Annotated in this window: 24 protein-coding genes and 2 pseudogenes; 9 read left to right on the top strand and 17 right to left on the bottom strand. The window is 71.9% G+C overall.

Features of this window, described 5'->3' with window-relative positions; translation table 11 throughout:
* Nucleotides 1–79: 79 nt before the first annotated feature.
* From ABEA87_RS26885 to ABEA87_RS26860, 6 genes are all read right to left on the bottom strand, one after another.
* Entirely contained in the window at nt 80–859 is a 780-nt protein-coding gene (locus tag ABEA87_RS26885; protein ID WP_345634180.1) for a PH domain-containing protein, read from the bottom strand.
* Between the two features lie 4 nt (nt 860–863).
* Entirely contained in the window at nt 864–1022 is a 159-nt protein-coding gene (locus tag ABEA87_RS26880) for a hypothetical protein (RefSeq protein WP_345634178.1), read from the bottom strand.
* A gap of 144 nt (nt 1023–1166) precedes the next feature.
* The gene (locus ABEA87_RS26875) at nt 1167–1811 is read right to left on the bottom strand and encodes a DUF6758 family protein (protein WP_345634331.1); all 645 of its coding nucleotides are present in this window, start codon (nt 1809–1811) and stop codon (nt 1167–1169) included.
* Between the two features lie 37 nt (nt 1812–1848).
* On the bottom strand, nt 1849–2466 hold the full coding sequence (locus ABEA87_RS26870) for a TrmH family RNA methyltransferase (RefSeq protein WP_345634176.1): 618 nt from the start codon (nt 2464–2466) through the stop codon (nt 1849–1851).
* Between the two features lie 143 nt (nt 2467–2609).
* Nucleotides 2610–3098: a hypothetical protein gene (locus ABEA87_RS26865; protein ID WP_345634174.1), complete on the bottom strand. Its 489-nt coding sequence runs from the start codon at nt 3096–3098 to the stop codon at nt 2610–2612.
* A 106-nt stretch (nt 3099–3204) separates the two neighbouring features.
* The gene (locus tag ABEA87_RS26860; RefSeq protein WP_345634172.1) at nt 3205–3711 is read right to left on the bottom strand and encodes a MaoC family dehydratase; all 507 of its coding nucleotides are present in this window, start codon (nt 3709–3711) and stop codon (nt 3205–3207) included.
* A 342-nt stretch (nt 3712–4053) separates the two neighbouring features.
* Between ABEA87_RS26860 and trxA the strand changes: the two genes are divergently transcribed.
* The 3 genes from trxA to ABEA87_RS26845 all read left to right on the top strand — a co-directional run bounded on the left by trxA (nt 4054) and on the right by ABEA87_RS26845 (nt 7007).
* Nucleotides 4054–4422: a thioredoxin gene (trxA, locus tag ABEA87_RS26855; RefSeq protein ID WP_345634170.1), complete on the top strand. Its 369-nt coding sequence runs from the start codon at nt 4054–4056 to the stop codon at nt 4420–4422.
* Between the two features lie 157 nt (nt 4423–4579).
* On the top strand, nt 4580–6547 hold the full coding sequence (locus ABEA87_RS26850) for an intein-containing Rv2578c family radical SAM protein (protein ID WP_345634167.1): 1968 nt from the start codon (nt 4580–4582) through the stop codon (nt 6545–6547).
* A 49-nt stretch (nt 6548–6596) separates the two neighbouring features.
* Nucleotides 6597–7007: a CoA-binding protein gene (locus ABEA87_RS26845; RefSeq protein ID WP_345634166.1), complete on the top strand. Its 411-nt coding sequence runs from the start codon at nt 6597–6599 to the stop codon at nt 7005–7007.
* 12 nt (nt 7008–7019) lie between these two features.
* Here ABEA87_RS26845 and ABEA87_RS26840 read toward each other — a convergent pair whose 3' ends face one another.
* The gene (locus tag ABEA87_RS26840) at nt 7020–8210 is read right to left on the bottom strand and encodes an acyl-CoA dehydrogenase family protein (protein WP_345634164.1); all 1191 of its coding nucleotides are present in this window, start codon (nt 8208–8210) and stop codon (nt 7020–7022) included.
* Nucleotides 8211–8362: 152 nt separating this feature from the next.
* Here ABEA87_RS26840 and ABEA87_RS26835 point away from each other — a divergent pair, with 152 nt between their 5' ends.
* A complete protein-coding gene (locus ABEA87_RS26835) occupies nt 8363–8716 on the top strand; it encodes a DUF4190 domain-containing protein (protein ID WP_425570960.1) in 354 nt (117 codons plus the stop codon).
* Nucleotides 8717–8729: 13 nt separating this feature from the next.
* Here ABEA87_RS26835 and ABEA87_RS26830 read toward each other — a convergent pair whose 3' ends face one another.
* Complete coding sequence (locus tag ABEA87_RS26830) at nt 8730–9542, bottom strand: SDR family NAD(P)-dependent oxidoreductase (RefSeq protein WP_345634329.1); 813 nt, start codon at nt 9540–9542, stop codon at nt 8730–8732.
* 137 nt (nt 9543–9679) lie between these two features.
* Between ABEA87_RS26830 and ABEA87_RS26825 the strand changes: the two genes are divergently transcribed.
* On the top strand, nt 9680–10288 hold the full coding sequence (locus ABEA87_RS26825; protein ID WP_345634162.1) for a DUF4190 domain-containing protein: 609 nt from the start codon (nt 9680–9682) through the stop codon (nt 10286–10288).
* A gap of 307 nt (nt 10289–10595) precedes the next feature.
* Here ABEA87_RS26825 and ABEA87_RS26820 read toward each other — a convergent pair whose 3' ends face one another.
* Entirely contained in the window at nt 10596–11552 is a 957-nt protein-coding gene (locus ABEA87_RS26820) for an HpcH/HpaI aldolase/citrate lyase family protein (protein ID WP_345634160.1), read from the bottom strand.
* A 76-nt stretch (nt 11553–11628) separates the two neighbouring features.
* Here ABEA87_RS26820 and ABEA87_RS26815 point away from each other — a divergent pair, with 76 nt between their 5' ends.
* A complete protein-coding gene (locus ABEA87_RS26815; RefSeq protein WP_345634328.1) occupies nt 11629–12501 on the top strand; it encodes an SDR family NAD(P)-dependent oxidoreductase in 873 nt (290 codons plus the stop codon).
* 140 nt (nt 12502–12641) lie between these two features.
* On the opposite strand, the gene ABEA87_RS26810 is transcribed toward ABEA87_RS26815, so the two are convergent.
* A complete protein-coding gene (locus tag ABEA87_RS26810; protein WP_345634326.1) occupies nt 12642–13535 on the bottom strand; it encodes a DMT family transporter in 894 nt (297 codons plus the stop codon).
* A 295-nt stretch (nt 13536–13830) separates the two neighbouring features.
* Here ABEA87_RS26810 and ABEA87_RS26805 point away from each other — a divergent pair, with 295 nt between their 5' ends.
* Nucleotides 13831–14664: an HAD family hydrolase gene (locus ABEA87_RS26805; protein WP_345634158.1), complete on the top strand. Its 834-nt coding sequence runs from the start codon at nt 13831–13833 to the stop codon at nt 14662–14664.
* A 79-nt stretch (nt 14665–14743) separates the two neighbouring features.
* Here ABEA87_RS26805 and ABEA87_RS26800 read toward each other — a convergent pair.
* Nucleotides 14744–15319: pseudogene (locus ABEA87_RS26800) on the bottom strand (NADH-quinone oxidoreductase subunit B); the annotation flags it as partial.
* 143 nt (nt 15320–15462) lie between these two features.
* On the opposite strand from ABEA87_RS26800, the gene ABEA87_RS26795 reads away from it, so the two are divergent.
* Entirely contained in the window at nt 15463–17037 is a 1575-nt protein-coding gene (locus tag ABEA87_RS26795) for a gamma-glutamyltransferase (RefSeq protein ID WP_345634156.1), read from the top strand.
* A gap of 109 nt (nt 17038–17146) precedes the next feature.
* Here the strand turns inward: ABEA87_RS26795 and ABEA87_RS26790 are convergent.
* Nucleotides 17147–17434 (bottom strand): annotated as a pseudogene (locus tag ABEA87_RS26790) (MGMT family protein); the annotation flags it as partial.
* 12 nt (nt 17435–17446) lie between these two features.
* On the opposite strand from ABEA87_RS26790, the gene proB reads away from it, so the two are divergent.
* A complete protein-coding gene (proB, locus tag ABEA87_RS26785; RefSeq protein WP_345634154.1) occupies nt 17447–18583 on the top strand; it encodes a glutamate 5-kinase in 1137 nt (378 codons plus the stop codon).
* Between the two features lie 13 nt (nt 18584–18596).
* On the opposite strand, the gene ABEA87_RS26780 is transcribed toward proB, so the two are convergent.
* The 5 genes from ABEA87_RS26780 to ABEA87_RS26760 all read right to left on the bottom strand — a co-directional run bounded on the left by ABEA87_RS26780 (nt 18597) and on the right by ABEA87_RS26760 (nt 25112).
* Nucleotides 18597–19388: a prenyltransferase/squalene oxidase repeat-containing protein gene (locus ABEA87_RS26780; RefSeq protein ID WP_345634152.1), complete on the bottom strand. Its 792-nt coding sequence runs from the start codon at nt 19386–19388 to the stop codon at nt 18597–18599.
* Between the two features lie 85 nt (nt 19389–19473).
* On the bottom strand, nt 19474–20652 hold the full coding sequence (moeZ, locus tag ABEA87_RS26775; RefSeq protein WP_345634150.1) for an adenylyltransferase/sulfurtransferase MoeZ: 1179 nt from the start codon (nt 20650–20652) through the stop codon (nt 19474–19476).
* Nucleotides 20653–20775: 123 nt separating this feature from the next.
* A complete protein-coding gene (locus tag ABEA87_RS26770) occupies nt 20776–23289 on the bottom strand; it encodes a DUF3152 domain-containing protein (RefSeq protein ID WP_345634149.1) in 2514 nt (837 codons plus the stop codon).
* A 14-nt stretch (nt 23290–23303) separates the two neighbouring features.
* The gene (locus ABEA87_RS26765; RefSeq protein WP_345634148.1) at nt 23304–24023 is read right to left on the bottom strand and encodes a DUF3152 domain-containing protein; all 720 of its coding nucleotides are present in this window, start codon (nt 24021–24023) and stop codon (nt 23304–23306) included.
* A 114-nt stretch (nt 24024–24137) separates the two neighbouring features.
* The gene (locus ABEA87_RS26760; protein ID WP_345634145.1) at nt 24138–25112 is read right to left on the bottom strand and encodes an alpha/beta fold hydrolase; all 975 of its coding nucleotides are present in this window, start codon (nt 25110–25112) and stop codon (nt 24138–24140) included.

Below are 25112 nucleotides of genomic sequence, written 5' to 3'. Positions count from 1 at the left end.
AGCGCGCCTGGCCTCGCGGCCGGGTTCAAGGCGATCGAGGTCACGTCTCTAAAGACGCGCCATGGGGGCGCGAACGTTGTCAGGCGTCTGGACCCGGATCGTCGGGCACCTGCGCGAGCCGCGCCTCCACGGCCTCGGGCTCGTACATCTCCTCGACGATGCGCAGGTAGAGCTCGTTGGGGTTGGGCAGGGTGGGCACCCTGCGCAACGCCTGGTCCTGGCCCGCCGACTCGACCACGAACGTGCCGTAGTTGAGCATCCGTCCGAGCGCGGACTGCTGGTATTTCATGTCCGTCACGCGGGTCAGCGGCATCATGCCCACCGTGCGGGTGACCATGCCGTTGACCACCATGATTCGCTTGTTGGTCAGGATGAACCTGTCGAAGTACCAGTCCGCGATCCGCCATGACACGTAGACCATGACTGCCACCCAGACGATGAGCAGGAACGAGACGATCACCTTCTGGTCGTGCTTGGCCGTGAACCCGGTGGCCCAGCCGATGACGAAGGTGGCGATCGCCCCGATCAGGAACTCCTTGACCAGGTGAATCCAGTGCTTGCGCCATTCCCCACGGAACTTCTCCGTGGGGAACAGGTAGCGGGAGACCAGCGAGCTGGGCTCCTCCTCGAGCGGAACCACTGTCCGCGGGCCCACCGGGGCACCGCGCGACGGGATCCGCAGCCCCGCCAGCTCCGACTCCGGAATCTCCGGCGGAAGGAACTCGGCGGTGTCCGGGCCGTCGTCGTAGTCACCCGCGGTCTCCGGCCGGGATGGCTGGATCGACTCGGGTTCCTGGTCGCCCGGACGCCGGCGGCGACGTGACTCGTCGTCGGGTGGTTCGGGGTCGTCGGGTGACATGGACTCAGGCTATGAGCGAAGAGAAGAAGTTACCGAAGCCAGTAGCGATGTCAACGAGCGTGCTGCCCAGGGACTGGAACACGGCCGCAGCGCTTTCCGGCCGGTAGGCGACGAAGAAAATTAAGAACGCCACCAGCCCCCAGGTGAGGACCTTCTTGACCATGTTGGCCATCCCTCCCCACGGCACCCGTACACCATGTCCGGGCTGGCACTCAGGGTATCAGTTGCACTTCTTGCGGTGAATCTATTGCGTCGCACATCCGATTGACGAGTCGCGCCAATCTGCAGTCGCACGCTCACGCGCTGGTCACGCGGCCCCCCGCAAGTACGGCGACGGCGCGCCGTAAACAAGCTCCGGCGGCAGCCACTCGGTCAGGTCGTGCAAGACGACATCGTCGGTGAACAGATAGCCCGCGTCGGCGGGCCAGGCGACCGCGTACAGCCAGAGACCACGCGCCTCCCCCACGTACGCGCTGCGGTCCGCCGCCTCGCCGACTGCCCACAGTGGAGTCGGCCGGCCGTCCGCCTTCACCTTCGCGTGCGCGGCGGTGTTGTCATCCAGGGCGTCGGCCAGGTATGGCCCGGGGTCGGGTCCGGCCAGCCCGGCGAACCGGTTGCCCATGCCCACGCCGGGCTCCTCGGCGACCAGCACCACGTCGGCCGGGCCGCCCAGCGGGCCCGGTCCGGTGCAGGCCAGGGCGGTGGCGGCGGCGCCACCGCGATCGTCGCCGGCCCAGCCCACGCCGGTGACCGTCCAGCCCAACGGCAGCGGCCACGGGCACCAGATCGGCACCCCGCCGGCATGCGCGGCCGCGGCCTCGACGACCTGCGGGCCGATGTGCTCGGCCACGTGCAGCGGCGGCATCGGCCCGCAGGCGTCGCAGCGCCAGTCGGAACTCATCAGGCCCGGCGACCGCATCGGGCCACCGCACCTCGGGCAACTCACCGCCATGCCCATCACTCCACACTCACGCAGGACGATCCGTGAGTCAAGCTTCCGGCGGCGGTTCGGCATGCTGGCGGATCCACGAGTACATCGCGATGCCGCTGGCCACGCCCGCGTTGATCGAGCGGGTGGAGCCGTACTGGGCGATGAACAGCACCCGGTCGCAGGCCGCCCGGGCCTCCTGCGACAGCCCCGGCCCCTCCTGGCCGAACAGCAGCACGCACCGGCGTGGCAACGGGCTGGACTCCAGCAGCACGGCGCCGGGCAGGTTGTCGATGCCGATCACCGGCAGCTCGGCCGCGCGTGCCCAGCCGACGAACTGCGTGATGGTCTCGTGGTGACGCACGTGCTGGTACCGGTCGGTCACCATGGCGCCGCGCCGGTTCCAGCGCCGCCGGCCGACCACATGCACCTCGGCCGCGAGAAAGGCATTCGCGTTCCGGACCACTGTGCCGATGTTGAAGTCGTGCTGCCAGTTCTCGATGGCCACGTGGAACTCGTGCCGCCGGCCGTCGAGCTCCTCGACGATCGCCTCGTGCCGCCAGTACCGGTACCGGTCCAGCACGTTGCGCCGGTCGCCCTCGGTCAGCAGCGCCGGGTCGTACCTGGGCTCCGCCGGCCAGGGCCCGGTCCACGGCCCGACACCAACATCCTCATCCATCGCGTGCAGAGGCTAACGCCGGCCGCGACCGGTCCCGGCGCGGACCCACCGACCCGGCGCGGACCCACCGACCCGGCCCGACCCACCGGCCCGGCGACCCGACCCACCTGCCCGACCCACCGATCGTGCCCGGGGCTCGGGGCTCAGCACTCGAAGGCGGCCGCGAGGTCGTCGAGGAACCGGCGCTCGGCCGGGCTGATCGTGACCCCGCCGAGGCCGAGCACCCCGCCGCTGCGCGACGCCTGGCACACGCTTTCGGCGATCGATTCGATCCAGGCCCGGTACGCGCCGGAGTCCGCCGGCTCGGCGTGCGCGGCCAGCGACGCGGCGGCGAGCCGACAGGCGTCCAGTACGCCGGCGATGGCGGCCTCGCGGTCGCTGAACTCCTCGGCGGCCGGCGGGTCGTTGTCGGCCCCCTCGTCGATCGTCTCGGCCACGCCGCGGACCAGCCGGCTGTCCGAGCCCCGGGCGGCGGCGATCGCCTCGGCGCCGGCGGCACCCTCGACGAGGGTGCGCCGAGAGGTGTCGGGCTCGGCCGAGGTGGCCGCGACCGCCACGCGGCCGGGCAGCCGCACCAGGAGATCCCACTCGTCGCTCGGGAACGGCAGCCCGGCTCGCGTGCGGTTGGACATCACTGACCTCCCAGGTCAGCACAGACGTGAAAGCTGACCTCTCCCAGGTCAGCGTGGCACGCCCGACGGGCCGGGTGGCGGTAAACCGGCCGGACCGCGCCGCGGGTCAGTCCCGCTCCGGCGGCAGGTGCTCCGGGAAGCTGGGCAGCTCCGGCCCCGCGTGCTCGCGCTTGGGCACCATCACCCGCCGCCGGAACACGCAGACCATCGTGCCGTCCTGCTTGTAGCCCCGGGTCTCCACGGTGACCACCCCGCGGTCGGGCTTCGACCCCGACTCCTTCTTCGCCAGCACCGTGGTCTCGCCGTAGATCGTGTCGCCGTGGAAGGTCGGCGCGACGTGGCGCAGCGACTCGACCTCGAGGTTGGCGATGGCCTTGCCGCTGACGTCGGCGACCGACATGCCCAGCAGCAGCGAGTAGATCAGATTGCCCACCACCACGTTCCGGCCGAAATCGGTCGAGGTCCGCGCGTAGTGTGCGTCCAGGTGCAGCGGGTGGTGGTTCATCGTGATCAGGCAGAACAGGTGATCATCGGACTCGGTCACCGTCTTGCCCGGCCAGTGCCGGTACACGGCACCGATCTCGAACTCTTCGTAATACCGGCCGAACCGCATGGAAGTTACTATGCCGTACGGTGGCCCGAGCCGACCGACCCCGGACGCAATGAACGGCGGGGCCCTCCCCGGCGCCCGCCGCCCACGCTCTGATGTCACTAATTGTGACTAAACCACGAAGCTATGCAAAGAGACGCGGGTCACAGTTACCGAACCGTGAACTATATTAACCATGCGTATGTAAATGATTACCCACCGTCGATGCCATCGAGGACCGTGGCGGCCCCGGCCGCCGGGCGGTGTCAACCACATGACGCTGGGTAACCAAATATCCGACGGGAATGTTGACGAGGCAGCGGTGGTTATCGCAGCCGTAAGACCACGAACCGAATCGGAGATGTGATGGCTACCAAGACGCTGACCGCGGAGAACTTCGGTGAGGTCACCGAGAACAACGGCATAGTGCTCGTGGACTTCTGGGCGACCTGGTGCCCGCCGTGCCGCGCGTTCGGCCCGGTCTACGAAAAGGCGTCTGAGAAGCACTCGGACATTGTCTTCGGCAAGGTGGACACCGAGGCCGAGCAGTACCTCGCCCAGCAGTTCGGCATCCAGTCCATCCCGACCGTCATGGTCGTGCGGGACGGCGTGATCGTCTACGAGCAGCCCGGCGCGATGCCCGAGGCGATGCTCGAGTCCCTCATCGAGCAGGTCCGCGATCTCGACATGGACGAGGTCCGCAAGCAGGTCTCGGCCCAGGGCGCTGGCCAGTAGGCAGCCCCTCGCGGACTCCGATCGCCCGGCGGCGCCCCAGATGCTGGTCATCTGGGGCGCCGTTTCGTGTCGCGATCGGGCCTCGCCCCCGGGTCCCGCCCCCGACCAGGTCCCGCCTCTCGACATGCCTCTCGTACACGTGTGCTAAAGTACGCAGGTGCGCTGGGACGGGCTCAGGACCGAGGTCGACGAGGCGCGGGCGGCGCCACCCTTGCCGCTCGCGCTGCCCGGCGCGGTCGCCCGCACGTTCGACACGCCCGGCTTCGCCGGGATGACGTTCTACGAGGTGCAGGCGAAGTCCATCATCAACAAGGTGCCCGGGGCCTCCCGCGTGCCGTTCGAGTGGACCATCAACCCCTACCGCGGCTGCGGCCACGCGTGCACCTACTGCCTGTCCGGCGACACCCCCATCCTGATGGCCGACGGCCGGACCAGGCCGCTCGAGCGGCTGCGCCCCGGTGACCTGATCTACGGCACGGTGGAGCGCGACGGCCGGCGGGTCTACACCATCACCGAGGTGCTCGACCACTGGTCGACAGTGAAGCCGGGCTACCGGGTGCGGCTGGCCGACGGCACCAGGCTGGTCTCCAGCGGGGACCACCGGTTCCTGACCTCCCGCGGCTGGCGCTACGTCGCCGGGGCTCCCGGCCGGCCGCGGCTACGGGTCGGCGACCGGCTGGCCGGCGTGGGTGGGCTGGGTCCGCAGGCCCGCACCGACGGCAACGAGTCCGCCGACTACCGGCGCGGCTACCTGTGCGGCGCGATTTCCGGTCAGCGGGCGGTCTGCACCGAGGGCGAGGTGGTGGCCCGGATCCGGCGGTACCTCGGCGAGTTCGGCGCGGATCCGGACGGCTACCGGTACGAGCATGGCGGCGCGGGCCGGGCGGCGACCATGACGCTGCGCACCTCGACCCCGATCGGCGAGCTCACGGCGTGGCCGGAATCGCCGACCGACGAATGGCGCCGGGGGTTCCTGGCCGCCGTGTTCGACCGCGAGGGCGGGCTCGACGAGCGGGGCACCGTGGTCGGGCGGCGCGACACCGACGCCATCCAGCTCGCGCTCAAGTACCTCGGCTTCGAGTTCACCACCGAGCCGGACGGCGCCGTGCGCCTTCGCGGCGGGCTGCCCGCCTCGGTGCGCTTCGGCCAACTGGTCGATCCGGCGTGCCGGTCCCGGCGCGGCATCCTCGGCCGCCCGGTCGGATCACCACGGTCACTGACGGTAACCGCAATCGAGCCGCTCGGGCTGGACCTGCCGCTGTTCGACATCACCACCGGGACCAGCGACTTCGTCGCGGCCGGCGTGATCAGCCACAACTGTTTCGCCCGCAACACGCATACCTACCTCGACCTCGACGCCGGGCACGACTTCGACAGCAAGGTGATCGTCAAGGTCAACGCCGGCGCGCTGCTGCGCCGTGAGCTGGCCTCGAAGCGCTGGCGGGGCGAGCCGATCGCGATGGGCACCAACGTCGACTGCTACCAGCGCGCCGAGGGCCGCTACCGGCTCATGCGGGAGATCCTGGCCGCGCTGCGCGACTTCGCCAACCCGTTCTCCATCCTCACCAAGGGCACGCTCATCACCCGGGACCTCGACCTGCTGCGCGAGGCCGCCTCGGTCACCCAGGTCGGGCTGAGCATGTCGATCGGCTTCGTCGACGAGGCGCTGTGGCGCTCGGTGGAGCCGGGCACCCCGTCCCCGCGCCGGCGCCTGGACGCGGTCCGGACGCTGACCGACGCGGGCTTCGGCGTCGGGGTCCTGATGGCGCCGATCCTGCCTGGGATCACCGACGACGATGCCTCGATGGAGGCCACGGTCGCGGCGATCGCGGACGCCGGCGCGGTCAGCGTGACCCCGCTGCCGCTGCACCTGCGCCGAGGCGCCCGGGAGTGGTATCTGAGCTGGCTGGGGCGCACCCGGCCGGACCTGGTCCGCCACTACCGGGAGCTGTTCCGCGGCGGCTCCTACTCGCCGTCGGACTATCAGCGGCAGGTCACCGACCGGGTCCGGGCAATGGCCGGGCGGCACGGCATCGGGCCACGGGATCGCGCGGCGGGCCGGCTGGCGCCACTGCCACCGCCACCGCCGCGGCCCGAGCCTCCCGTGCAGCTGACCCTGCTCTGAGAGTCCGGACGCGGCGGGAACGGCCCGCCCGGCGACGTAGGCTCGACGGGTGAGGACCCCGGAGCAGATCCTGCGGGACTCCACCACCGTCGCGGTGGTGGGAGCGTCCCGGTACCCCGAGAAGAGCGCCCACACGGTGCCGCTGCAACTGCTGCGGCACGGCTGGCGGGTCATCCCGGTCAACCCGCACGCCGAGGAGATCTGGGGCCAGCGGTGCTACCCGACCCTGGCCGCGATCCCGGAGGCGGTCGACCTGGTCAACGTGTTCCGGCCGTCCGCCGACACCCCGACCGTGGCCCGCGAGGCGGTGGCGATCGGCGCCACGGCGCTGTGGCTGCAGCAGGGCATCGCCAACGAGGAGTCCCGCGCGACCGCCGAGGCCGCCGGCATGGACTACGTAGAGGATCACTGCATAGCGGTCGAGCGGGCGATCCGGGAGCTGACCAAGCGCACCGGCTGACCGGGGGCGCCGCTACTGCCGGTACTCCTTGAGCAGGCCGCGCGAGATGATCGTCTTCTGGATCTCGCTGGTACCCTCGCCGATCAGCAGGAACGGCGCCTCGCGCATCAGGCGTTCGATCTCGTACTCCTTGGAGTAGCCGTACCCGCCGTGGATGCGGAACGCCTCCTGCACCACCTCGGCGCAGTACTCCGAGGCCAGCAGCTTGGCCATTCCGGCCTCGACGTCGTTGCGCTGGCCGGCGTCCTTGAGCCGCGCCGCGTTGACCATCAGGGCGTGTCCCGCTTCGATCTTGGTGCCCATCTCGGCCAGCTTGAACGCGATCGCCTGGTGCTCGTACAGCGGCTTGCCGAACGTCTGGCGCTGCTGGGCGTACCCGACGGCCAGTTCGAAGGCGCGGATCGAGATGCCGCACGCGCGCGCCGCCACGTTGACCCGGCCCACCTCGATGCCGTCCATCATCTGGTAGAAACCCTGGCCGGGCTCGCCGCCGAGGATGGCGTCCGCGCTTACCCGGTGGTCGTCGAGGATCATCTCGGTCGTCTCGACGCCCTTGTAGCCCATCTTCTCGATCTTGCCGGGGATGGTGAGCCCCGGCGCCGTCTCGCCGAAGCCCGGCCGCTTCTCCAGCAGGAACGCCGTCATGTCGCCGTACACGCTCGGTGCGCCGAGGTCGGTCTTGACCAGGGTGGCCACCACCGACGAGTACGCGCCGTTGGTCAGCCACATCTTCTGGCCGTTGAGGACGTACCCGCCGTCCACCGGCACCGCCCGGGACCGGATCGCGGCGACATCCGAGCCGCAGCCCGGCTCGGACATCGAGAACGCGCCCCGCATCTCGCCGCTGGCCAACTGGGGCAGCAGCCGCCGCCGCTGCTCGGGCGTGCCGTGCCGGGAGATCAGGTAGGCGACTATGAAGTGGGTGTTCACGATGCCGGAGATGGACATCCAGCCGCGCGAGAGCTCCTCCACCACCAGCGCGTAGGTCAGCAGCGACTCGCCCAGGCCGCCGTACTCCTCGTCGATGGTCAGGCCGAACAGGCCCAGCTCCCGCATTCCGTCCACGATCGCGGTGGGGTACTCGTCGTCGTGCTCGAGGCGCCGGGCGTGCGGGATGATCTCCTTCGACACGAAGGCCCGCACGGTGGACAGGATCTCCTGCTGGACATCGGTCAGGCCGGGGGTCTGGGCGAGGCGGGCCATCGGGGCCTCCATTCATTACTGGCCAGTAATCAATGAGCCTTGCTGCAGTATGGGCGCGCCCGGGCGGCCGAACCAAGCGGTCGGCATCGTTCGAAGCCTGTGAAAACCCTCACCGATCCCGGCTACGCTCGATCAAGGTGAGGAGGAGCCGAATGAGCTGGCCACCGAGGGAGGGCGACCAGAACCCAGGTCAACCGTCGTACGGCCAGCCGTACGGGCAGGCCGGCTACGGCCAGGCCGGCCAGGGCCAGCCGTACGGGCAGCCACCGGGTACCACCAACCTGATGGCGATCCTCGCACTGATCTTCGCGTTCGTGTTCGCTCCCGCCGGGATCGTGCTCGGTCACTTCGCCAGGCGGCAGATCAGGCTCACCGGGGAGCGCGGCGCCAACCTGGCGATGGCCGGCCTGGTGCTCGGCTACGTGTTCACCGCCATCGGGCTGCTCGCCTGCTGCGGCCTGCTCTCCCTGCTGATCTCGATCAGCCGCAGCCCCGGCAACCGGTGACCGCCCGGCCCGGCTAGCGGAAGGCCGCCTCACGCACGCTGTTCCCACCGTCGACCACCAGCATCTGGCCGGTGATGTACGAGGCGCCCGGGGAGCACAGGAACGCGATGGTGGCGGCCACCTCGTCGGGCGTACCGGGCCGGCCGGCCGGGCTGCCCAGGCCCTGCTTGAGCTCCACGAACGTCGATGACGCCGTGTGGATGATGCCCGGTGCCACCGCGTTGACGGTCACCCCGTCGGCGACCAGCTCCATCGCCAGTGCCCTGGTCAGCCCCACCACTCCGGCCTTGGCCGCCGCGTACGCCCCCTCGGTCGGCAGGGCGTTGACCGGGCCGGCAGTGGCCGCCAGGTTGACCACCCGTCCCCAGCCCCGCTCCGCCATGCCGGTGACGAACGCGCGGCTGACCAGGAACGCCGTCGTGAGGTTCCGGTCGATCTCGGCCCGCCACTCGTCCAGCGACAGCTGGGCGACCGGGCGCAGCACCTCCGGGCTGGCCTTGCTCGCCAGGCCCGCGTTGTTGACCAGCACGTCCACCGGCCCGAGCTGCTCGGCGATCGCGTCGGCGAGCGCGCCGACCTCCGCCTCATCCGTCAGGTCGGCGACGAATCCGGTGACCTTCAGCTCGCCCGCCCGCTCGTGGATGCGCCGGGTCGTGGAGACGATCGCCACCTCGGCGCCGAGCGCGGCCAACCGCCGGGCGGTCGCGTACCCGATGCCGTCGGGACTGCCCGCACCGGTGATCAACGCTACCCGGCCGTCCAGCCGGTCGGAGAGTTGATCCGGCTCAACCGCCGTCGATAGGGCCACACCGTTGACCGAGCCCATGCCCACCTCGCTCCACTCGTCCATTACGCAGATCCTGCCCGGTCCGCGCAACCCGGGCAACGAACAGCGCCGGGCGTCACTTGTCGTAAGAGCCGGTTACCCTGATCAACACCTCTCTCAGATTACGGAGACCTTCGATGACCTATCCTCCGCCTCCCGGAGGCTGGCAGGACCCGGCGGGCGAGCAGCCCACCTATATCGACCCGATCAGCGGGCAACCCGCCACGGTGTCGTCCGACCCGGCCCAGGCATCCCCGGCCGCCGCACCGGCGCAGCAGCCCACCCAACCCGCGTACCCGACCTACCCGGGCTACCCGACCGGCGCGCCGCAGCCCACCCAGCCGCCGTACCCGACCGACCCGCAGCAGCCCGCCCCCGGGTACCCGGCCGCCCAGCCGCAGTACCCGCAGCCCGGCTACCAGGCTTACCCGACGTACCCGGCCTACCCCGGCTACCCGATGCCCGGCGCGGGCGCGCGGAACAACGGGCTCGCCATCGCGTCGCTCTGCGTCTCGCTGGGCGGCCTCGTGTTCCTCGTCTGCTACGGCGGCGGTGGCCTGTTGGGCATCGTCGGCGCGATCCTCGGCCACGTCGCCAAGAGCCAGATCAAGCAGCGCGGTGAGGCGGGTCGCGGGATGGCGCTCGCCGGCATCATCATCGGCTGGGTCTCGGTGGCGCTCGGCGTGCTCGTGCTGATCGGCTGGATCTGGCTCTTCCGGTGGGCGTCCACGCAGGACCTCAACTGACCGGCCCGCGGCCGGCCCACCGGGGGCGGGCGACTGGTCTGGGTCGTCGCACGGCGTCAGACGCCGAGCCAGACCAGTCGGGAACCGGCGCGGCCGCGGTCGCGGTCGCGTAGGTGGTGCGCCCGGCCGCCGTCCCAGGCGTACCCGTGCCCCGGGCGGGCTGCCCCGCCCGGGCCCGCTAAACCCGGCGCCGCTAGTCCGGCGCCGCTAGTCCGGCGCCGCTAGTCCGGCGTCGCTAGCCCCGGCGCCGCTAGCCCCGGCGTCGCTAGCCCCGGCGTCGCGGGCCCGGCCAGCCCCGGCACCGGGCTCAGGCCGTCGGCGGGGTGAACGTCGTGGTCCGGCTGAGCCCGGCGGCCCGGCCCTTCGCCGCGATCACCAGGGCCATCTTGCGGGACGCCTCATCGATCATCTCGTCGCCGAGCATCACCGCGCCGCGCTTGCCGCCCGCCTCCGAGGTCCAGTACTCGTAGGCGTCGAGGATCAGCTCGGCGTGGTCGTAGTCCCCCTGGTCCGGCGAGTAGACCTGGTTCGCCGCCTCGATCTGGTCGGGGTGCAGCACCCACTTGCCGTCGAAGCCCAGCGCGGCCGACCGCTTCGCCACCTCGCGGAACCCGTCGATGTCCCGGATCTGCAGGTACGGTCCGTCAATCGCCTGCAGGTCGTAGGTGCGGGCCGCCATCAGGATGCGCATCAGGATGTAGTGGTACGGGTCGCCGGGGTAGCCCGGGTGCAGCGCCCCGACTGCGAGCGAGCGCATGTTGATGCTCGCCATGAAGTCGGCCGGCCCGAAGATGATGGTCTCGACGCGTGGCGACGCGGCGGCGATCGCGTCGACGTTGACCAGCCCCTTGGCGTTTTCGATCTGGGCCTCGATGCCGATGCCGCCGACCGGCAGGCCGAGCGCCTTCTCCAACTGGGTCAGCGTCAGGTCGAGCCACTGCACGTGCGCCGGCTCCTGCACCTTCGGCAGCATGATGGCGTCGAGGAATTCGCCGGCGCCCTCGACGATCTCCAGCACGTCGCGGTAGGTCCACTGCGTGGTCAGGTCGTTGACCCGCACCACCCGGGCCTTGCCGGCCCAGTCGCCGTCGCGCAGCGCGGCCACGATGTTCTTGCGCGCCCCCGGCTTGGCCAGCGGCGCGACCGCGTCCTCCAGGTCGAGGAAGACCTGATCGGCGGGCAGGCCCTGAGCCTTGCCGAGCATCTTCGGGTTGGAACCCGGCACGGCCAGGCATGACCGGCGGGCGTGGCCTGCAGCACCCATCGCAGGGACTCCTCGAGAGCTGTTTGGTTACTTGCGCGTACGGTAGCCTCGCTCCGTGGCCGACGAAAACGAAGCTGTGGGAGATTTCACCGGCAAAGTAGTCGTGGTAACCGGAGCGAACTCGGGCATCGGCCTGGCCGCGGCGCGGGAATTCGCCCGGCGTGGAGCCCGGGTCGGGCTGGTGGGCCGCGATGTCGGCCGGCTCGACGCCGCTCTCGCCGCGGTGCGGGCGGAGGCCCGGCCGGACGCGGCACCGGAGGCGTTCCAGTGCGACTTCTGCGTGCTCGAGGACGTCCGGCGGCTGGCCACGGCGCTAGCCTCCGCGTACCCGTCGATCGCCGTGCTGTGCAACAACGCCGGCGGCGTGCAGCACAGTAGACAGTTGACTGTGGACCATCACGAGGTGACCATCCAGGCCAACCACCTGTCCCCGTTCCTGCTCACCAACCTGCTGCGCGATCAGTTGCGCGGTGGCCGGGTGGTCAACACCGCCTCCACGGCTCACCGGTACGGACAGCTGGACGCCGACGACCTGGACTGCTCGGGGCGGTACCGGGCGATGGCCGTGTACGGCGCGAGCAAGCAGGCCAACATCCTGTTCGCGGCCGAGGCGGCGCGCCGCTGGTCGGAGATCCTCTCGTTCTCGTACCACCCCGGGGTGGTGCGCTCGCGGTTCGGCCGGGGCAACGGGCTGTTCGAGACCTTCTACCGGGTGGCGCCGCTGCTGCGCACCCCGGAGCAGGGGGCGGACACCATGGTCTGGCTGGCCGGGGCGCCACGCTCCCAGGTGGACAACGGTGCCTACTACGTGAACCGGTCGGCGCGGCCGCCGAGGCGGCACGCCGCCGACGGCGCCCTGGCGGCGAAGCTGTGGGAGGTCAGCGAGGTGATGGTCGGGCTGGCCGGCGAGGAGGCGATCACCAGCCCGGACGGCACCCCGGCTCGCTGAGCCGGCCGCGCCCCAACCGGCCCGTGACCGACCGGCCCGTAACCGACCAATCGGGCCGGGATGATCGTGCCGGGATGGTCGGGCCGGGACGGGTCGGGCCGGGACAGGTCGGGCCGGGACAGGTCGGGCCGGGGCGGCGGTCACGCCCCCTCGGGCGGCGTGGGCGAGAGCCGCATCAGGCGCCGGGCGCCGAGCACCACTATCGCCACCCCGACGACCAGCAGGCCCAGCCCCGGCAGCTGGCCGCCGCGCGGTGTCTGTCCCAGCCACAGCCAGCCCAGCAGCGCGGCGCCCGGTACCTCGAGCAGGAACAGCACGGAGACGGTCGTCGCCGCCACTCGTTGCAGCGCGTAGTTGAACATCGAATGCCCGAGCAGCTGCGGGCCGGCCGTCATGGCCAGGATCGCCAGCCAGGTCGTGGCCGGGTACGAGTGCAGGCGCACACCGCCGGCCACGCACACGATCAGCAGCAGCACCGCGCAGGCGCCGTAGCAGATCGACGTGTAGGTGAGGGTGCTGGTGGTGGCCCTGACCCGCTCGCCGAACGCGGTGTACACGGCGCCCATCAGCCCGCCGGCCAGGGCCAGGAGGTCGCCGGTGAAGGCCCGGCCGGAGGTGGCGAAGTCGGACCCGGTCGCCACCACCGCTCCGGCTATCGCCACGGCGATGCCCGTCCAGACCACCCCGGGCAGCCGCCGGCCCTGCGCCAGGGCGATGAGCCCCTGCCACACCGGCTGGGTGGCCACCAGCGCGGTGGCGGCGGCGATGCTGGTGTACTTCGCGCTCGGCACCCAGGTGCCGAAATGTCCGGCCAGCGCCGCCCCGGCCAGGGCGCAGGCCAGCACGCCGCGCCAACCCAGCTTGGTCAGCTCCGGTCGCCGTGTCGCGCCGACCGCCGGGGCCAGGACCGTCGCGGCGAAGGCGTTGCGCCAGAAGGCGATGGCCAGAGCCGGCGCGGCGGCGTACGCGATCAACGGTGCCGACGACGAGATCGCCAGCACCGCCACGGTAAGCGCGGCGACCGTGGGGAGCATGGCGGAGGGGCGACGTGGCACGGTCTCCGATGATCGCACGCGGGCCGGATCGGCTGGTCGGTAGCGCGGGATGAGGGCAGGGCGCTGTACCGATCGCACCGTGGCGGGGGCCCCGAACCGGTCAAACGTGGGAGACGATCACGTTATCGGGAGGGCCGAACGGGGCCCGGGGTCGGGGCCGATCGCATACGGGCAACATAGGGGGAACCGACGATGCGCGACCGGCCGGAAGTCGGATAGTGTCGTGCCGTTCCCGACTGAATGTCCCTCTCTACCCCTCGGAGGGCCTCGCGCCATGTCGGGCTTCCAAGCCGTTTTGTTCGATTTCTTCGGCACGCTCACCACCGCGGTCGAACGCGGAGAGGCTCACACATACATCGCTCGGCGGCTCGGCTGCTCGCCCGCCGCCTTCAACACCGAACTCAACCGGTCCTTCCCGGTCCGGGCCCGGGGCGGTTACGGGCCGCCAATCGAGGCGCTGCGCCGGGTCGCCCTCGACGCCGGGGGCTCTCCGAGCGAGGAGCAGCTCGCGGCGTGCGTGGTCGCCCGGGTGGCCGCGGTGCGGGCGGACACCCGGCTGCGGCCCGAGGCCGTGCCGGTCCTCACCGACCTGCGCCAGCGCGGCCTGCTGACCGGCGTGGTCAGCGACTGCTGCCACGAGCTGCCGGTGTTCCTGCCCTCGCTGCCGGTGGCCCCGCTGCTGTCCACCTGCGTGTACTCGGTGGAGTTGGCGGCGGCCAAGCCCGACCCGCTGATGTACCTGGCGGCCTGCGAGCGGTTGGGCGTCCGGCCGCGGCAGTGCCTCTACGTGGGCGACGGCGGCAGCCGCGAGTTGTCCGGCGCCGAGGCCGTCGGCATGACCGCGATCCGGCTGGCCGCCCCGGACCTGGTCGGACATCTGCGCTTCAACACGGACGACGACTGGGTCGGGCCGGAGATCACCTCGCTGTCCGAGTTGCCGGGCCTGATCGACGGCGCGGCCGGCGCGTGGTTCCGCTGGCGCAACGCCGCGCTCGTCATCCCTCGCTGGACGGGGGCTGGTAAGCAATCCGGTCGGGCGGCAGCGGCAACGTCTCATCGTCACCGAAGGGCGAGCCAGCGCCGGCTCGATCGGCGGACAGCTCGGTGACCGGCAGCCGGCCGCCGGGGCCCAACGATGGCGGCCGGGACGGCCGCTCCCGGTGCCACACCACTCCCTCGGGTATCACCGGGTCGTGCGGCGGCCGGACCGGCGGGGCGGTGAGCGCGGCGAGCTCGGCGGCGCGGGCCGCCGCCTCGGCCTCGCGGGCGGCCATCGCCGCGTCCGGCCGGGACACCCCGCCCGGCCCGGAGCCCTCGGCCGCGATCCGCTCCTGAAGCCGGAGAATGCCGTGCAACAGCGCCTCCGGGCGCGGCGGGCAGCCGGGGACGTAGACGTCGACCGGGATCAGCTGGTCGACACCCTTGGTGACCGAGTAGGAGTCCCAGTACGGGCCGCCGCAGTTGGCGCAGGCGCCGAAGGAGATGACGTACTTGGGCTCGGGCATCTGGTCGTAGAGGCGCTTGATGGCCGGGGCCATCTTGTCGGTGACGGTGCCCGAGACCACCATGAGGTCGGCCTGGCGCGGCCCGTGCGCGAACGGGATCACGCCGAGCCGGATGAAGTCGTGCCGGCCCATCGAGGTCGCGATGAACTCGATGGCGCAGCACGCCAGCCCGAAGTTGAAGACCCACAGCGAGTAGCGCCGGCCCCAGTTCAGCACGAACCGGATCGGCTCTCCCAGGATGCTCGGCCGTTCCGCCATGGCCCCAGGGTACCGACCGGGCCGGCGGGCGGAGCACGGCGAACCTGCCGGTTGGCGCACCCGCCGCGCGAATCATCGATGTCCGTACGACGTTCGGCCGATTCGGGCCCCGCCGCTCGGCCGATGCCTCTACTCTGCGCAGCGTGACCAACGGCGTTCTGGCGGACCAGCCGAACCGGCCCACTCCCGACGGCGCGGCGTGCTGCGACAGCGCGGCGGCGACCGCTCTGGGTCGTTGCGCGGCGTCAGACGCGCCGAGCCAGATCGGTCGGGAACTTCCGCGCGGCCGCCTGACGCGGGAACGACAGAGTTCGCGGCCGCAGGAGGTACCCGTGCCCGCCGGAGTCGCCGCCGGCCATCCGGCAACCGCCGAGGTGGGCCTGCGCATCCTCGCCGCGGGCGGTTCGGCCGCGGACGCCGCCGTCGCCGCGACGCTGGCCTGCTGCGTGAGCGAGAGCGTGCTGACCGGGCTGGGCGGCGGCGGCTTCGCCACCTACTACGACGCGACCCAGCGCACGGTGCACTGCCTGGACTTCTTCTGCTCCGTGCCGGGGCTGGACGGCGACCGCGTGCCCGGCCCGATGCGGCCGATCGAGGTGCTCCTCGGCGGCCTGCCGATGAACTACTCGATCGGCGAGGCCAGCGTCGCGGTTCCCGGCGTGCCCGCCGGTGCCGCGGCGGTGCACGGCCGGTGGGGCCGGCTGCCCTGGGCGCGGGTGGTGGAACCGGCGATCAACCTGGCCCGGTGCGGCGTGGTGCTGCCGGCCGCCCAGGCGCTGACCCTGATGTCCGTGTTCCCCGCGCTGGTGCCCGGGGCCGGGGCCGAGATCTACCGACCGGGTGGCCGGCTGCTGGCCGGCGGCGACCTGCTCTACCACCCGGGGCTGGACCAGGCCCTGACGATGCTGGCCGAGCAGGGGCCGGACGCGTTCTACACGGGCGAGATCGCCAAGCTGACCGTCGAGGTGGTCCGGGCCGGCGGCGGCGCTCTGGGGCCGGCCGACCTGGCCGGGTACCGGGTGCGCGATCTCGAGGCGCGGCGGGCTCCCCTGCACGGATACCAGATCTTCGGCCGGCACGACCTCAACAACCTCATCCCGACGGTCGCGGCGCTGCCGGCCGGGCTCGCCGGACTGCCCCGCGGTGAGCGGGTCCGCGCGCTGGCCGGGGCGCTGCGGGAGTACGGGCACCAGCGGATCGGCGATACCACGAACGTCTCGGTGGTGGACGGCGACGGGAACGCCTGCGTGGTCACCCTGTCGCTGGGCATCGGCTCCGGGGTGTGGCTGCCCGGGCTCGGCCTGCACCTCAACTCGATGCTGGGCGAGGGCGAGTTGTTGACCGGCGCACTCGCTCCCGGTCAGCGGATGTCCTCGATGATGTGCCCGCTGGTGGTGCTCGACGGTGACGGCGAGTTGGCGCTGGCCGCGGGCTCGGCCGGGGCGTCCCGGATCCGCACCGCGCTGGTGCACACCCTGATCAACGTGCTGGTCGACGGAGTGGGCGTGAACGAGGCCATCGCCCGGCCCCGGTTCCATGTGATCGGGGACGTGGCACACGTGGAGGCCGGGTACCCGGAGGTGGACGCGCTGGCCGGAGCCGGGTACGAGATCAACCAGTTCGACCAGGTGAGCCACTTCTTCGGGGCGGTCAGCGCGGTGGGACGGGCGGGCGCCGCCGGCGACCCGCGTCGCGGCGGCGTCGGCCTGCTGCTGTGACCCGACTCACCTCGGCCGGATCGCCGTCTACCCGATCATCACCGTCCGCGTGATCGTCGCCGTCCGCCCGATCGCCGTCGGCCGGCGGAATTTCGGTCATCGGGGGTGATTCCGGGTACCAGGCGGCGGCGCGCATGTTGACGTGATCGCCACGCAGCGCGGTGCCCTCGGCCCGCAACTGGCTCAGCGCGGCCTGTTCGTGCCCCGGCGGCGTGCGCCCGCTCGCGTTGACCACCCGGTACCACGGCACCGCGGCGCCGTACCGAGCCATCACGGCGCCCACCTGGCGCGGGCCGCCCCGACCGAGGTAGTCGGCGATCGCCCCGTACGACATCACCCGGCCGGGCGGGATGCTCTCGACCACCGCGAGCACGTCCTCGACGAAGTCAGCGGTCATGTGCGCCACAGTATGGGATCTCGATCTGGTCGTCCGCGCCCTCCGGCGGAGAATGGGCAGGTGCGTGAGGCAGTACGGGCCGCCCGGCGGGTAGTAGTCAAGATCGGCTCGTCCTCGCTGACCACTGCGGCCGGCGGCCTGGACCGGGCCCGGGTGGACCGGCTGGTTGACGCGCTCGCCTCCCTCGACGCCCAGGTCGTGCTCGTCTCGTCCGGCGCCATCGCGGCCGGGCTGGCCCCGCTGGGCATGACGAGACGGCCCCGCGACCTGGCCAACCAGCAGGCGGCGGCCAGTGTCGGCCAGGGACTACTCATGCAGGCGTACACCGACGCGTTCGCCCGCCGGGACCGGATCGTCGGGCAGGTACTGCTCACCGTCGACGACGTGACCCGCCGCGCGCATTACCGCAACGCGTACCGGACCCTGCAGCGGCTGCTGGATCTGGGCACGGTACCGATCGTCAACGAGAACGACACCGTCGCCACCGAGGAGATCCGGTTCGGCGACAACGACCGGTTGGCGGCCCTGGTCGCCTCGCTGGTGCAGGCCGACCTGCTGGTGCTGCTGTCCGATGTGGACGCTCTCTACACCGGCGATCCGGCCAAGCCGGAATCCCGGCGCATCGACGAGGTCCGCACCGAGGCCGACCTCGACGGGGTGAGCATCGGCCGGACCGGGCGGGCCGGCCTGGGCACCGGCGGCATGGTGACCAAGGTGGAGGCGGCCCGGATCGCGACCGGCGCGGGTATCCCGGTGGTGCTCACCGCCGCGCCGCTGGCCGCCGCCGCGCTGTCCGGCGAGTCGGTCGGCACGCTGTTCCACCGGGTGCGGGAGCGGCCGGCCGCGCGACTGTTCTGGCTCGCCCACGCGACGTCGCCGAGGGGCCGGCTGCACCTCGACCCGGGCGCGGTACGCGCGGTCGTCGCCCGGAAGGCCTCACTGCTGGCGGCCGGCATCACCGCCGTGGACGGCAGGTTCGCCGCCGGGGACCCGGTGGACCTGGTGGACTCGGACGGCAACCCGGTGGCCCGTGGGCTGGTGAACTACGACGCGACCGAGCTTCCGGCGCTGCTCGGGCACAGCACGATGGAGTTGGGCCCGGGGTACGAGAAGGAGGTCGTGCACCGCGACGACCTGGTGCTGCTGTAGCCGGTACCGGCCCTCAGCGCAGCGCCCGGATCGCGGCCAGCGTGGTGTGTACGTCGAACGCCGGCCCGTCGTCGCTGTGCCAGCCGCCGTCGCTGGCCTGGGTCTCGGTCAGCCGCTTGCGGGCGGCCGCCATCAGCCAGTCGTCGCCGGACATGCCGACCCGCTCGAACGTGGCGGCCAGCCACGCGACGTCGGTCGGGGACATCTCCGGTACCCGCCCGGCGAGCAGCACCTGGATCCGCGCCGACTCGTAGAACCAGCCGGAGTGGAACAGCAGGGCACCGCCGAGCCACCCGGTGATGAGAAAGGACGGCCAGCTGCCGTCCTCGCGGATCGCGGCCCGGAACGCCTGCGTCGCCCTGGCCACCACCTCGGCGCGTTTGTCGGGCACCGACGCTCCGGCGACGGCCAGCCAGAAGCCGGCGTTCGCGGTCAGGTAGAGCCTCGCCTCGGGGTCGCCCGGCCGCGCCCACGGGGGCGCCGAGTCGGCCAGCGACTCGTCCTCTTCCCAGGTGCCGTCCGGCCGCTGCCGCTCGGCCAGCCAATCCAGCGCCCGCTGGGCCGGCGGGCGGTCGAGCGCGCCGAGATCGTCCAACTCCGCCAGCCGGAAACAGGTGGCGTCGACCGAGGCCACCTCGCCGCCCCGGAAGGCCGGCCAGCCGCCGCCGGGCGCCTCGCCCAACTCGGCGCTGTCCAGGACGTCGGGCTGCGGCGGGATCCCGGAGCGCATCCACGATAGGCGGGCCCGGTCCACCTGGTCGCCGTGGGCGACCACGTAACCGGCGGCGCCCTCCAGATCGATCACCTAAGTAGGCTACCGGCGCAGGTCAGCGGGGCGGATTGGCCGATAGGCCGACTCTGCCCCGCCGATCCCGCCGGTCTTTGATTGCCTAGTAGATCGGGAGCGAGGGGTCGACCTGGTTGACCCAGGAGACCACCCCACCCTGGACGTGCACCGCGTCCTTGAAACCGGCGGCCTTGACCGCGGCCAGCGCCTCGGCCGACCGGACACCGGACTTGCAGTACAACACCACCTGCCGGTCCTGCGGCAGGCTGGCCAGGGCCGCACCGGAGAGGATCTCGCCCTTCGGCACCAGCCGGGCGCCCGGGATCCGCACGATCTCCCACTCGGCCGGTTCGCGGACGTCGACCAGTTCGATGGTCTTACCGGCGTCGATCCACTCCTTCAGCTCGTTGGCGGTGATCGTCGAGCCGAGCGTGGCGGCGGACGCCTCCTCGGAGACCGTGCCGCAGAAGTCGTCGTAGTCGATCAGACCGGTGATGGTCGGGTTCTCACCGCACAGCGGGCAGCTCGGGTCCTTGCGCACCTTGATGGTCCGGTACGTCATCTCCAGGGCGTCGTACACCATCAACCGGCCGACCAGCGGCTCACCGACACCGGTGAGCAGCTTGATCGCCTCGGTGACCTGGATCGAGCCGATGCTCGCGCACAGCACCCCGAGGACGCCGCCCTCGGCGCACGACGGCACCATGCCGGGCGGCGGCGGCTCCGGGTACAGGCAGCGGTAGCACGGGCCGTTCTCCGCCCAGAAGACGCTGGCCTGCCCGTCGAAGCGGTAGATCGAGCCCCAGACGTAGGGCTTGCCGAGCAGCACCGCGGCATCGTTGACCAGGTACCGGGTGGCGAAGTTGTCGGTACCGTCGACGATCAGGTCGTACTGCTCGAAAATCTGGAAGACGTTGTCGTTGGACAGCGCCTCGTTGTGAATGACGACGTTGACGTACGGGTTGATCTCACGGACGGAGTCCCGGGCGGACTCGGACTTGAGCCGGCCGATGTCGGACTGGCCGTGGATGATCTGGCGCTGCAGGTTCGACTCGTCGACCGTGTCGAACTCCACGATGCCCAGGGTGCCGACCCCGGCCGCGGCCAGGTACATCAGCGTGGGCGAGCCCAGACCGCCGGCTCCGACGCAGAGCACCTTCGCGTTCTTGAGCCGTTTCTGGCCGTCCATAGCGACGTCCGGAATGATCAGATGCCGGCTGTACCGGCGCACCTCATCGATCGTCAGATCGGGTGCTGGCTCCACGAGCGGTGGCAGCGACACGGTTGGCCTCTTCGGGTTCGGGGCTAAGGCTACGACAAATCTAACCTCGCGATTGGCGCTCCGCCTTCCGCCCTTCCGCCGTGACCTCGCACACCCTGTCCGGTTTGAGGGAATACGCCGAATCTACGACGGTACGGCCGGACCGGAGTACCGCACGCCGTTGACGTACGGCCAGGCGTTGGCCTTGCACCCCTTGAGCCCCAGCGTCTGCTCCTGCATCACCGACGCGAGCGCCCCCGGCGCCGGGCACGCCTCGTCGCTGTGGCCCAATTCGCGGCCGACCTCATGGTTCAGCGTGAACTGTTGGTAGGTCACGACCGACGCACCGTAGCCCGGGATCGCGTTGAGCCAACGCGCCAGGTTGATAATCACCTGCCCCGGAACCCGGCAGGAGATGAGCTCGTCGGTGTGGATGCCGCCCTGCGAGCACATCTTCTCGGAGGTGGCGGGGGTCGCCAGATAGATGGTGAACTCCGCGGTGGCGTGCTGCGCGACCTGCTGGAAGCGCACGTCACCGCCCTTGATCCAGCCGCGCGGGTCCGACAGGGTGTGCTGGGCGATGGCCGCGAAGGCGCTGGCGTCCTGGCCGGAGCCGTTCTCCACCGCTACCCGGTACTTGCGGATGGTGCCGGCGCTGCCGATCACCGGCCCGGTACCGGAGACGTACGCGAAGGTGCCCGGCCCGCTCTCCGGTACGGCGACCGACGAGGCAGGCGCCGTCGGCTGCGCGGTGGTACGGGTGGGCACCGCGGCCTGCGGGGCGGGCGAGGAGCCGGGCAGGTGCCCGCCGTTCATCACGTCGAGACCGATCAGTGCCACCGCGGCCAGCAGGATGCCCAGCACCATCAGCCGGCGGTTGCGCTGGCGGGTCCGAGCCCGGGCCAGCGCCCGCTGCCGGGAACGGGGCACCTGCTCGTCGGGGGCGAGCGCCTCCTGGATGGCGCGGATCGGCCCGGTCATGGACATCGGATCCGGGGCGGATGCCAGCGGCGGCACGGACGGCGGCTCGGCGGCGGGCGCCGGGCCCGGGGCGGCCGGCGACGTAACGATGGGTACCAGGGCGGTGGGCGCATCGGCGGCGGACGGCGCCTCGGTCGCCAGGGACGAACGCCGCGCCGGCAGCGGCGCGTCCTTCGCGAACGGCGACGTCGAGGGCGGTGCTTCCTTCCCGAACGCCGACACCGGCTCCGCGGCGTCCTTCGCGAACGGCGACGTCGAGGGCGACGGATTCTTCGCGAACGGCGACGCCGGACCTGCGGTGTCCTTTGCGAACGGCGACGCCGAGGGCGACGGATCCTTCGCGAACGGCGAGAACGACGGTGAGGGCGGCGCGGGCGCCTTCTGGGTGAGGGATGGCTCCTCGGTGACGGGTGATCGCTGGGCGGGCAGGGATGCCTGCACCACGGGCAGCGCCTGGGTCGCGGACGAGGAGGACTGCGAGGCCGCTAGCGGGAACTCCGAGCCGACTCGTGGCGGCTGGGGCATGAGACCGGCGGGCGACGGCGGGAACCCGGGACCGGCCTGCGGGGGCGAGAACTCCGGGCCGGCCGGCGGCGGGAACTCCCGGGCGGCCTGCGGCGGCGGAAAGCCGGAACCGGCCGGTGCCGGCGGGAAGACCGAGCCACGTCGCGGAAAGGCGGCGTCGGCGTTCAGCCGGGGTGCCGCACCGGCCTCGGGCGCACCCTGCCCGCCACCGTCCTTGCGCGGGAAGGCCGCGTCCGCGCGCCGCGACGCCGCGACGTTGTCGCCGTTCGCCGCCGCACCGGCGCGTGAGGATGCGTCACTGCCCCCGGCGCCGGAGAACCCGGAACCGTTGGGCAGCGACTGGTGCAGCGACGGCGACTGGTGCGGGTTCGGCGACTCATTCGCGTGCCCCGGCCGGTGGTCGGCGGACGGTTCGGCCGGAAGGCGCTGCCCAAGACCCGGTGGCAAGGTCTGCTCCAGGCCCGTCGGGCCCGACCAGTGCCGGCCCCGCTCGGCCGCCTGCCCCGACGACGACCAGTGGCGACCCAGCTCAGGGTCTGCTGCCGGCGCCGAGGGCCCACGGCGCCCCTGCCCCGACAGCCGCTGCTCCGGCAGCCCCTGCTCCGGCAGCCCCCGGCCCGGCAGCCCCCGGCCCGGCAGCCCCCGGCCCGGCAGCGAGTTCGCCTCCGGCGCCGCCGATCGCCGGTGCTCCGGCTCGACCGCCGGGCTGAGCCCCGGCTCGGGCGATGCCGGCAACGCCGCCGACGACGGTGATACCGGCGATGCCGAGGATGCGGGGGGTGCCGGCGACGACCATGGTGATGCCGGGGACGGCGACGAGGGCGACGAGGGCGGCGAGGGTGGCGACGACGAGGGCGATGACCAGTGGCGACCCTGCCCCGCCGCCGGCTCCGGCGACGGCCAGCGGCGACCCGGCTTCGGTACGGGTTCGGGCGTCGACCAGCCGTAGTCCGGCTCCGCCGCTCCCTCGTCGGTGAGCGTCGACCAGCCGTAATCCGGTTCCGGTGCGGCCGGCCGGCCGTGATCCGGCTCGGGTACCGGGACCTCGTCCTGGCGCGGCGACCAGTCGGGTGCCGACAGCCCACTCGTCTGGTCGTTCCATGCCTGCCCGGCCCAGGGCTCGGACGCACGCGAGTAGTCGCTGTCGGACATTCAGAGTCCCCGGCCTAGTACTGGCCCGACGGCCCGGCGTACCGCTGGCCGTGGAGGTATGGCCACGGGTTCGCCGTGCAACCGTGCAGTCCGAGCGTCTGCTGCTCCATCACCGGTGCCGGGCGGCCGGCGGCCGGGCACAACTCGTGACCGTTGCCGAACTGGTGGCCGGTCTCGTGGTTGATGACATAGGTGCGGTAGGCGTCCAACGGCACGTGTGCGTGCACGTAGTCGGGTACCGACAGGTTCCACCGGTCAAGGTTGATGATTACGTGACCGGAGGTCTGGCACGAGGTGTACCCGTCGGTCTCGTTGCCGCCGGCCGCGCACATTTGGGCGCTGGTCCGCTCGGTGGCCAGGTAGATGGTGAAGTCGGACGGCGAACCGACCGGTACCCGCTGGAGCCGGAACTGCCGGCCCGCTATCCAACTGCGCGGATCGCCCAGCGTCCGGTCCACCTTCGCGGCGAACCTACCCGGATCGACGGCGATGTTCGACTCGACCGCCACCTGGTACCGCTCGACCGGCCCGGCACCGCCCAGCACGCTCCCTCGACCGCCGGAGTAGCGCCAGGTACCCGGGCCCGACTTCGGGAAGCTCGCCGGGGTGGCTCCGGGCGGGACCGAGGACGGCGGGCCGGCGTGCAGCACAAACCCCGCTTTGGGGGATGTACCGCTGGAGGCCGGCGACCCGACACCGGCGGCGATCACGCCCAGGACACCCAGGGAGGTCAAGACCGCCGCCGCGAGGAGCGCCGTACGCCGCCGACGAACCCTCGCCGGCCCGGCTTCCTGCGGGCCCGGGTCGTTCGCCGATCCGGTGCGGCGGCTATGCGGAGGCATCGTCGCCTAGCGTGCCACATCCGCCGCCCGGCTGGTACGCACCTCGTCAAGTAGGGCGATGACCGACCGCGCCACCAGGTCGGGTACCTCCATTTGCGCCACGTGTCCGACTCCGGCCAGCATCAGCAGGCGCGAGTCCGGGATCGTACGGGCGGCCTGCTCGGCGACCCGGACGTCCACCAGTCGGTCCGAGTCCCCGCCGATGACCAGGGTCGGCGCGGTGATCCGGGCGGCCAGCCGCCACAGCGAGTGGCCGCCGGGCAGGTACGCGCGCAGGAAGGTGGCGACCAGCGAGCGGAGGGTACGCACGTAGGCATCGAGGTACCACGGCACGTCGTAGCGCAGCCGGGCCTCGTCGATCGCCTCGGCCATCCGCTGCTCGGCGATCCGGCCTGGGTCGGCGAAGCACACCTCGAGGATCTGCCGGGCCAGCCGATCCGGCGGTATCGTCGCCAGCCGCTTGGCGGCCAGCCGATCGGCCCGCGGGATCAGCAGGAGCGGCAGCATCCTGCCATGCGCGGAACGGCGGGCGTCCAGGAACGGCATGGCCGGTGAGATCAGCGTGAGGGTGCGTACCAGGTCCGGACGCAGGGCCGCGACCCGCACCACGACCGCCCCGCCGAGCGAGTTCCCGAACAGGTGTACCGGTCCCCGCCCCTCGTGCTCGATCACCTGCGCCACCCGGTCGGCGAACGCGGCCACCGAGTAGCTGCGCGCGGGGTCGCTGCGACCGAACCCGGGCAGGTCGAGCGCCTGCCCGTCGAGCCGGTGCGCGAGCAGGCCGGCCAGGTCGGTCCAGTTGGCCGAGGAGCCACCGAGGCCGTGGACGAATACGGCCGGCTCGGCGCCGTCCTCGGTGGCCGGGGTGTCCCTGACGTACGTCATCGAGCCGTCAACCCGGATCCGCCGTCCGGGCCACAGTGGGAGCAGGAGATCGCTGCCGGAAACAGCGCCCGACGGTGCGACGACGGCAGGCTTCAT

The sequence above is a fragment of the Rugosimonospora acidiphila genome (genome assembly GCF_039543385.1).
GTDB classification, from domain to species: domain Bacteria; phylum Actinomycetota; class Actinomycetes; order Mycobacteriales; family Micromonosporaceae; genus Rugosimonospora; species Rugosimonospora acidiphila.
The sequence above is the reverse complement of the archived record's forward strand: the minus strand, read 5'-3'. Positions and strand labels throughout refer to the sequence as shown.